The organism is Paenibacillus wynnii, assembly GCF_030812855.1.
Classification (GTDB): Bacteria; Bacillota; Bacilli; order Paenibacillales; family Paenibacillaceae; genus Paenibacillus_AQ; species Paenibacillus_AQ wynnii_A.
In genome coordinates this window covers 264,251-272,861 of the sequence record NZ_JAUSTK010000004.1, presented here as the reverse complement: position 1 = coordinate 272,861, position 8,611 = coordinate 264,251, and the positions used below count along the sequence as shown (strand labels likewise).

The 8,611-nt window shown below is 44.6% G+C and carries 10 protein-coding genes and 1 other annotated feature; of the genes, 7 read left to right on the top strand and 3 right to left on the bottom strand.

What is annotated here, in order from left to right; all coding sequences use genetic code 11:
* Nucleotides 1-297: 297 nt before the first annotated feature.
* Complete coding sequence (serA, locus tag J2T20_RS06650) at nucleotides 298-1,890, bottom strand: phosphoglycerate dehydrogenase (protein ID WP_307586770.1); 1,593 nt, start codon at nucleotides 1,888-1,890, stop codon at nucleotides 298-300.
* Between the two features lie 247 nt (nucleotides 1,891-2,137).
* Nucleotides 2,138-2,363 (bottom strand) — a binding site (T-box leader).
* 126 nt (nucleotides 2,364-2,489) lie between these two features.
* Entirely contained in the window at nucleotides 2,490-3,395 is a 906-nt protein-coding gene (locus J2T20_RS06645) for a hypothetical protein (RefSeq protein ID WP_307586768.1), read from the bottom strand.
* A gap of 80 nt (nucleotides 3,396-3,475) precedes the next feature.
* On the opposite strand from J2T20_RS06645, the gene J2T20_RS06640 reads away from it, so the two are divergent.
* Genes J2T20_RS06640 through J2T20_RS06630 form a run of 3 tightly spaced genes read left to right on the top strand, consistent with a single transcriptional unit; the run spans nucleotide 3,476 to nucleotide 5,273 of the window.
* Nucleotides 3,476-4,069, top strand: coding sequence for a CPBP family intramembrane glutamic endopeptidase (locus tag J2T20_RS06640; RefSeq protein WP_307586783.1), 594 nt, complete (start codon nucleotides 3,476-3,478; stop codon nucleotides 4,067-4,069).
* Nucleotides 4,066-4,440, top strand: coding sequence for a hypothetical protein (locus J2T20_RS06635; protein ID WP_307586766.1), 375 nt, complete (start codon nucleotides 4,066-4,068; stop codon nucleotides 4,438-4,440). Before J2T20_RS06640 ends, J2T20_RS06635 begins: the two co-directional genes overlap by 4 nt.
* 5 nt (nucleotides 4,441-4,445) lie before the next feature.
* Nucleotides 4,446-5,273, top strand: coding sequence for a metallophosphoesterase (locus tag J2T20_RS06630; protein ID WP_307586764.1), 828 nt, complete (start codon nucleotides 4,446-4,448; stop codon nucleotides 5,271-5,273).
* 7 nt (nucleotides 5,274-5,280) lie between these two features.
* On the opposite strand, the gene J2T20_RS06625 is transcribed toward J2T20_RS06630, so the two are convergent.
* Nucleotides 5,281-6,198, bottom strand: a complete 918-nt coding sequence (locus tag J2T20_RS06625; protein WP_307586763.1) for a polysaccharide deacetylase family protein — start codon at nucleotides 6,196-6,198, stop codon at nucleotides 5,281-5,283.
* Nucleotides 6,199-6,292: 94 nt separating this feature from the next.
* On the opposite strand from J2T20_RS06625, the gene J2T20_RS06620 reads away from it, so the two are divergent.
* The 4 genes from J2T20_RS06620 (at nucleotide 6,293) to J2T20_RS06605 (ending at nucleotide 8,520) form a co-directional block, all read left to right on the top strand.
* Nucleotides 6,293-6,691 (top strand): hypothetical protein, encoded by a 399-nt coding sequence (locus tag J2T20_RS06620; protein WP_307586761.1) that lies wholly within the window; start codon nucleotides 6,293-6,295, stop codon nucleotides 6,689-6,691.
* A 191-nt stretch (nucleotides 6,692-6,882) separates the two neighbouring features.
* A complete protein-coding gene (locus J2T20_RS06615; protein WP_307586759.1) occupies nucleotides 6,883-7,497 on the top strand; it encodes a genetic competence negative regulator in 615 nt (204 codons plus the stop codon).
* 105 nt (nucleotides 7,498-7,602) lie between these two features.
* Nucleotides 7,603-8,298: a glutamic-type intramembrane protease PrsW gene (gene prsW / locus J2T20_RS06610; protein ID WP_307586757.1), complete on the top strand. Its 696-nt coding sequence runs from the start codon at nucleotides 7,603-7,605 to the stop codon at nucleotides 8,296-8,298.
* Between the two features lie 75 nt (nucleotides 8,299-8,373).
* The gene (locus tag J2T20_RS06605; RefSeq protein WP_307586756.1) at nucleotides 8,374-8,520 is read left to right on the top strand and encodes a hypothetical protein; all 147 of its coding nucleotides are present in this window, start codon (nucleotides 8,374-8,376) and stop codon (nucleotides 8,518-8,520) included.
* Nucleotides 8,521-8,611: the final 91 nt, after the last annotated feature.

Genomic DNA, 8,611 nt, shown 5'->3' with positions numbered 1-8,611 from the left:
CATGAGTGACGAACATCGGAAAGCCGTATGAGGGAAAACCTCACGTACGGTTTGATGAGGAGGGGCTGGCCACACACCAGTCCTTTACTCTAGTAAGCTGTGTCCGGATTTTCACGACTAAGGGGAATAAATAAAATCTGGACTGGGCAGCGATTGGAGCAACGGTCCGGTCGCGGAGCGTCCTTACAAGCGCAACGTCTATCCGACTCCAAAAACAAGGGATGCCCCAGCAGCCATTTCTTGGCTTACGGGACACCCCTTGATGCAGAAGCTTATTTCTTTACAGATTAAAGGGAACTACAGCAGAATAACTTCTTCAGCTGAGTTGATTTCCGACAAGCCGGCCAATTTGACAAGCACTTCCTCTGGAACCGCTCTGTCAACAGTGAGAAGCATGATTGCGGCACCACCGACGATTTTACGGCCCACCTGCATGGATCCGATGTTAACATCGTTCTGTCCCAGAAGCGTACCTACCAAACCGATGATACCAGGTTTATCGTTATGGGAAACAACGATTTGGTGACCTTCAGGTGCGATATCCACAGGGAATTTATTCAATTGTACAATTCGTTCTCCATAACCTTGAAGAAGCGTTCCTGCAACCAGATGTTCCTCATCATTCTCAGTCTTCAATGTAACCGTTAGAAGATTGGTGAAGCCCTTTGTTTTCGACGCTTTGGTAACTACAACGTTGACATCGCGAGTTTTCGCCAAATGCATCGAATTTACTATATTTACATCTCCGGCAAAGTGACGGGAGAGCACACCTTTTACAATATAACGAGTAAGCGGCTGCGTATCCACATCAGCGAGGTCTCCGGCATATTCAACATGAATTTCACGGATGGCAGCATTTGTAATTTGAGTTACAAAGCTTCCGAGCTTTTCTCCAAGGTTGAAATATGGCTGCAGTCTGTTCATTACACTAGGAGCAACCGGAGGAATATTAACGGCATTGATAAATGGTTCGTTCCGCAGAATGTGCAGTACTTGTTCCGAGACATCAATCGCTACGTTCTCTTGTGCTTCTACAGTGGATGCGCCCAGATGCGGAGTGACAATAATTTGTGGATGTGAGAGGAATGGGTGATCCGCTTGCGGCGGCTCCTTCTCAAATACATCAAATGCGGCTCCAGCTACAATACCGCTGTCGATGGCTTCAACCATCGCCAGTTCATCAATAACACCGCCGCGTGCACAGTTGATGATGCGCATGCCCTTTTTCATAACCTCGAACTGTGGACGGGAAATCATATGGCGAGTTTCCGGAGTAAGCGGTGTGTGTACTGTAATGAAGTCTGCTCCGCGTACAATGTCATCAACAGAGGCAAGCTTTACTTCCATCTTTTCTGCACGGTCTGCTGTCAGGAAGGGATCGTAAGCAAGAATATCCATTCCGAAGGCTTTAGCCCGTTTAGCGACCTCGCTGCCGATCCGACCCATGCCCAGTACGCCCAATGTTTTGCCGCGAAGTTCGACACCCAGGAAGGTTTTTCTGTCCCAAGTTCCTTTGATCGTTTTGGCATATGCTTGCGGGATGTGACGGGCCAAAGCCATCATCATAGCGAAAGCATGCTCACAAGTAGTGATTGTATTACCATCTGGTGCGTTAATAACTACAATACCCCGCTTAGTTGCTGCTTCAAGATTAATATTGTCCACACCAACACCAGCGCGGCCAATAACCTTCAGGTTAGTGCCGGCATCAATAATTCTTTCTGTAACCGTTGTTTGACTGCGTACGAGAAGACCGTCATATTCACCAATAATGGCAATAAGTTCATCTTCACTAAGTCCTGTTTTCTTCTCTACTGTTACATCCTGTGCGTCCATCAACTTCTGAATACCCAAATCACTGATAGGATCCGATACTAATACTTTAAACATGGTTTCTATTCCTCCTTAAAGTTAAAAAGCATAATATGTTGAGGATGCCCGGAAAAGGCGCTCCACAGTACCTGTAGTTATCATACGCAGTAGCAGCATGCATAAAACATTTAAACGGCGGTGCAACGCGGTGTCGCGCAAAAGAACGAAGGTGTGCCGGGTCCGAAAGTCGGACTTTAGCCTATAAAAACTCTTTTTTTATAGATTTAGGGTACAAAAAAGACCCTCACCCCATACTAATGCCATAGTAAGGGACGAGAGTCGTCGTGGTACCACCCTAATTCACTGTGAAATTAAATCACAGCCTCATTGGCCTGTAAAGGCCACACTGGTAACGGAGATGATCCGATTGTACCTACTTTAAGTTCGATACAATATCTCAAGAGTGCTAAAGATATCTGTCCGCCACCGGTTTACACCAACCACCGGCTCTCTGAAGACCTTCAGAATCTTTGTTCTATCATCGGTTTTGCGTGATTAATTTTTCATAATGTAACATGGTGGTGCCAGAGATGTCAATAGGTTATTCATTGGCTTACCCCAATAAGGGAGTCATCTTGAAGTGGACTTCATTTTTCGTTATGATGCAATAACCGGTCTTACTCAGAGAAGAAAGGAAGCTGGGGCAGGGTTTCCTTTCCGTAATATTGTTCCCGCCATTTGATGAAATCGTTCTGCTGTACAGCACCAGTAGAGATAAGCAGTGTCACAGAAGTCTGAACATCTTTAAGTTTAAGACTGCTGGCGGTACCGGAATAGATTAGGTCGTCCATTTTTGCAGTAATATCCTGCGGATCATATCCGGCATAGATATTGTGATTTAACATCATATTGGCAATCGTAGCATTTTTAGAGAGCAGGGGCATCTTCTTCCACTCTATAAAATTAAGAGTTTTCAATTCTCCGAGTTCACCCGAAATTTTGCTGTTGCTTTTGGCACCCCACTTGAGCATAGAGTCATAGAAATTTTTTTGGGCAAGGAGTCCATATTTGATTGCGCTTGATGTAAAGCTGTTGCTCTTCAGCACCTTGGCTGTCTCTAAGCCTCCAGAACCCGCTACCACCTTGTCTGAAGCTTGAGAGAACAGGGTTAGACTTTTCAGAATATTGAGTTGGGATTGCTGCAGCAAAGGTGAATTGCTGAAAATGGAGTCCTGGTTAACCTTCTTGTACTGCTGGTCCGCGAGAATGCCAAGGTCTTTGAGAATAGCATTGTTCTCACGGGGATCGTTGCTGCGTGCCAGCTTCTCAACCTTACTGTTCCAATCCCGTTTGAATTCCCGGTAAGGTAAAAATACGTTATGATAGAAAGTGACTAGATCTTGTTGTTGATAAGAACCCGAGTATTCCTCTGTTTCTTTAATACTGTTCAAATGGTCATACTTGTCTTCCGTTTTATCAGCTCCTACCTTCACACCTGTAAAAAAGGCGGCAAATGCGGATATCAGGAAAAATAACAAACCAAGTGTGTATAGCATTTGGGTGCGTGAAGTACGGCTGTTCATAAGTAAGTGCTCCTTTTTCTATGGGTGATATGGTTATGTACTAACTGGAGAATAAACAAATATAGAACAGGCAGGTTATGATGAAAAAATTCAAATTTGGCGATATCAAACTGAAAAGGGCAACCCCGCAGCAATTAACAGAACGTTTGCTTTTGCTGAATCTCTATATTACACAGGGGCTTACATTAATTATCGGTTTGATCTGGATTTTATTTCAGAAAAGAAATCCTTTTCAGGTATTAAATTTTCCAGACAGTGGACATTTTGTGGCATGGGGACTCGGTCTTGCGGGAATTATGCTGGTAGTAGACTTTTTGCTGTCATTCATTGTCCCTGAAGATACCATGGATGACGGGGGAATCAATGATCTTCTGTTCCGAAAACGTCCCGTTTGGCATATCTTCTTAATTGCGGTTGTAGTTTCCGTATGTGAGGAATTTTTGTTTCGTGGCGCGATGCAGTATGCATTCGGACCCTATTGGACTAGTATTCTATTCGCTGTTATTCATGTTCGGTATTTGCGTCACTGGATACCTACCGGTTGGGTTTTCTTAAGCAGTTATGGTCTGGGATACACTTATATCCTTTCCGGGAGTCTTTGGGCCCCGATTGTATGTCATTTCTTCATAGACCTGTTCTCAGGCCTGGTGATTCGCTATAGGAGGGAGTCATGAGTGACGAACTTAGTCGGGTGAAATCCCGTAAGAAGCAGTATAAGAGTGAGGTACTACCCGTTGTCAAGGTAAAAAAAGAAAAACAATCGCCAGAAGAAACCCCAAAGCTGCTGGAATCCTCCTCCGGTGCATTGACTAGAGCAAGTCGACTTAAATCTCAATCGCAAGCGAATACGTCTGTAAAAGATGAGGAGAAAACTGCCCAGAACGGAGAAGCTACACCATCACGATCACAGACGTATACTTCGGAACGGGTAAGACTTAGCAAAATGTTTGTCAATTCTCTAATTGTTCTGTTTGTAATCTTGCTCATATCTCTCCTATGGTGGGGTATTGAGGGCGCACCGAAGCTGAGGACTTTGCTGTGGTAGGGGGCTTGTACGTTCTTATTGCCAGCTTGATTGTGTTGTTTACGGGGATGCTGGGATATATGTTCGCGCAAGCTTTTGGGAAGAGCATTATTGCCGAGGAAATAGTATTGGATTCACTTCCATTGCCCTTTGACGGGTTTCGAATTTTGTTTATTACGGACATTCATCGCCGCCGACTTCCATCGGTGGAGTTATCCCGGTTAAAGAACCGTGTCGATGCTGTGTTTGTAGGCGGTGATATAACGGAGAAAAATAGTCCTTTGGAACGGCTTGCCGACAACATGGCGCTTCTTGCCTCTATCGCACCTGTATATGCTGTACATGGGAATCATGATTATAGAGCAAATACCCCGATCGTGGATAATATTCTTCGGGGTAATGGAGTACGATTGCTTGTAAACGAAAATGAAGCAATTGAGCGACGGGAGGCTACACTTTGGCTGACTGGGCTGGATTATCCAAAAAACGGCGGCAAAATCGCTTACGCTCCTCTGCCGCCGCTGCCGTTCAGTGATACGGATCAACCGTGTCGTATTATTCTTGTACATGATCCATTATGGCTTTCACAGTGCGCTACTTTGCCGGCAGACCTCGTCTTGGCAGGTCATACGCATGGGGGCCAAATTATTCTTCCTCTAATCGGCCGGAGGCATATTGAAACCTTCTACCATACCTATGATGCCGGAAGGTTCAAATGGCCTAAGGATGACGGTGGGAAGTCTTTTGCCCAGGTACTGATCAGCCGGGGATTCGGGACTTCTCATCTGCCGCTTCGTTGGGGGAGCCCGGCACAAATGCATATCTTAACCTTGCGCCGGGGAACCACAGCCTGAACCCGGATCAGCGCATCTTCAATTCAATACTGCGGGGGTCTATAAAGCTATAGCCTTTACCCTCTAGGGTGCTAAGCAATGCATCCAGACCTTCAACAGTCCAAGGAAGCTCATGCATAAGAATATTGCTTCCGGAATGCAGTTGATCTGTGATATTTTTGATCAATTTTTCGGTTTTACCTGATTCACTTTCTTTCATCTCCCAATCAAGGGAACCTACAGACCAAGTCATATAAAGCATTTCGTTCTCTGCTGCTACCTTCCGCCCTACATCGCCGCCTGCACCATGTGGTGGGCGAAAGAAATGAGGTGCGTCCCCTGTTATTTCTTTCACAATATTTTGTACATCCTCAAGCTGTTTCTTAACAGTGGCATAGGGTTTATCTTTCAGGATGATGTGATCCCAACTATGGTTCCCAATAATTCCACCTCGGTCATATATGAGCTTTAGCAGTTCCGGATGCTCTTTAACTCGATAGCCATTTACGAAGAATATGGCTTTAGCCTTGTGTTTGTCCAGAACATCCATCATAGGATTGATTAATTTGGCATCTTTCGGCCCATCATCAAAGGTAAGCAGTACTACTTTTTTAGGAGTACCTGCTTCGTTGGGAATGAGGTCATAATTTTTGTTCATGTGGTAGAGAAGAGGGATTTCCGCTGTGTTTCCGGTGTCGGTATCCTCATTCCCGGCGGTATGAGGGCTTGGGGATGCTGGCGCTGCCTCTGTAGGACTAGGCTCTGGTGAAGGGCTGAGCTCAGGCTTTGTATTTTCTGATATAGCGGGCGTTGTTGCCCCCTCTGTTGCAGCCGCCGTGGGCTGTAGGTTGGACTCCTGAACTGTATTCTTGCTGTTTCCGTTAGAATTACTGCACGAAACCAGTAGAAAAGCAGCTAGAAGAAGCACTGCTGTCTGTTTACCCACCTATTTCATCTCACTTTCCTTTTATTAGACTGTATGAGTCGGAATCTTTCCGCGAACACTAGTCATGATTTTACCATACAAGGAGGTTAGAGATATGAAATCTTCGACATTTCTGTGCGGAGTGGTAGTTGGTGTAGCTGCCAGCATGTATATGCGCAAAAAGCGGACTTCAATGATGTCCTCTTCTGGTCAATCGAAGGGTTCCATGGGTGGAGCCGCTGAAAAGGCAAAGGACAAAATCATGGAAATGGCTATGACTGGCTTTGGAAGCACGTCAGCAAGCGATACAGCAGGTAATACATCTATCAACACATCAAGCAATTCACAAGGAATCGCATCACAAACTACCGGCAGTACTGAACAGTATTCTCCCATTAAGTCAAAGGAAGCGAATTTAGACATGCTTAAGGATTTCATCCGCAGCAACCCTGATGTAAAACATGAAGTGGAAAAGATTCTCAAAGAAACCCATACAACTATATCGGGTTTGTAACCTCAAAAAGCTCCTGCAGAATCATTTTGGGGATGCATATATCTCCAGAATGATTCTTTTTTTGTATATTTATTTTCGTGCATTTATGGCGGTGAAATGATAACATACATACATAGTAACCATTTTTGGCTCATTACTCAGGACTCATCATACATTATAATAAATTGAGCTTGCAAAAGGAGGATCCTGTCATGAGAATAGAGCGATTAAGTCAAGATAAGATACGGATTTTCCTCACTTTTGACGACCTGAGCGAGCGGGGCATCCAGAAGGAAGACATGTGGCAAGAAGTTCCGAAGGTACACGACCTGTTTACGGAAATGATGGACCAGGCTTACAGTGAACTTGGATTTGATGCCACTGGTCCTCTTGCCGTGGAAGTGTTCGCTTTGCCCGCGCAAGGTATGGTCGTTATAGTGACCCGGGGAAAATATGATCACCATCAGTACGGTCTGTCCGGGGAAGAGGAATTGCCAGAAGAGATTTACGAAATGGAAGTTACCCTTGAACAAAGCGACTCCATTATGTACGCATTCCGCGATTTTGAAGTACTGATTGAAGCGGCTCATGTGCTCATCGGCAATATTACTTCCGAAGGAAAACTGTATTCTTATAATGATAAATGGTTCCTGTATTTCGATCCGAAGGAATTTGAGGAACCTGTTCTGCTTGGACTTATTGCCGTACTGTCAGAGTTTGCGGAATCGTCTTCAGTAACTGAAGCGGTGCTGGACGAATACGGTAAGACGGTTATGGCGGAGAATGCGATACAACTGCTATGCACTCATTTTAAGCGTCAGGAATAAGTAATCTTTACCTGGATTGGAGGGCTCTCCAGTCCGGGTTAGGTTTCAGATCATATTATGTTACTTAGGCTGTATTAGACCGCCTGGGTGCAGGGAGGTTATTCGGTGCTTGTGTTATCGGTTATTACGTCAGCAGTAGCACCGGGACTGGCTCTGCTGACCTATTTTTATTTGAAAGACAAATATGATCAAGAGCCGCTCCACATGGTTGTTAAGGTTTTTTTACTTGGACTTTTGATTGTTTTTCCAGTAATGATTATACAGAGAGGCCTTGTGTTGGGTCTTAATGGCGGTCCTTATGTGAATTCTTTTTTAATTTCCGCTGGTGTGGAAGAATGTTTGAAGTGGTTTGTGCTGTATCACATGATATACAATCATACAGAATTTGACGAGCCATATGATGGGATACTATATGCTGTGGCGATTTCGCTCGGCTTCGCAACTATAGAGAATGTGATGTACGCTTGGTATAGCCACGCTTCAATTGGCGCCATGTTCCTACGGGCACTGCTGCCTGTTTCAGGACATGCTATGTTCGGGATTATAATGGGTTATCACATGGGCAGGGCCAAATTCTCGCAAGGGGTCAGAACCCGCAGTATTTTACTTATATCGCTGCTGCTGCCGTGGTTGTGGCATGGGATATACGATTTTATTCTCAGTACAACAGCTAACTATTGGATTTGGTTTATTATCCCTTTAATGGCCGTATTGTGGTATGGAGGTATGGGGAAAGTAACTAAGGCGAATAACCGCTCACCTTTTCGCTTTTTGAATCGGGAAGAAGAGGTTAACCTGTAATTGAGATGGACACACTTACATCTGAAGGGTAGTTCCGAAAGTGAGGAATTCCAGTCAGGAGGAAGGTGTCTTTTTTTGCGTGTAAAAGTTCGTATTGTTTGTAAACAGTGCGGGGAAACCTATATTTTAAGAGGAATCAAAGAAGAGGGAATCATTCAAACAGGCTTTAAGCAGTGTCTGTGCAGTAATAGCAGCGGTTTTCAAATTGAAGAGCGCGCTTAACACATCTTGTGGAATCTTCGTGGGGATATTTGTGAATAAGACTCCTTGATTATTGTCAAACTAACGACAATTAGCAATAGAAAGGAGTTTT

Coding starts and splice junctions, on each gene's coding strand:
- J2T20_RS06640 (WP_307586783.1), top strand. CDS start 3,476: ATGAAAAAATTCAAATTTGGCGATATCAAACTGAAAAGGGCAACCCCG.
- J2T20_RS06645 (WP_307586768.1), bottom strand. CDS start 3,395: ATGAACAGCCGTACTTCACGCACCCAAATGCTATACACACTTGGTTTG.
- serA (WP_307586770.1), bottom strand. CDS start 1,890: ATGTTTAAAGTATTAGTATCGGATCCTATCAGTGATTTGGGTATTCAG.
- J2T20_RS06620 (WP_307586761.1), top strand. CDS start 6,293: ATGAAATCTTCGACATTTCTGTGCGGAGTGGTAGTTGGTGTAGCTGCC.
- J2T20_RS06635 (WP_307586766.1), top strand. CDS start 4,066: ATGAGTGACGAACTTAGTCGGGTGAAATCCCGTAAGAAGCAGTATAAG.
- J2T20_RS06615 (WP_307586759.1), top strand. CDS start 6,883: ATGAGAATAGAGCGATTAAGTCAAGATAAGATACGGATTTTCCTCACT.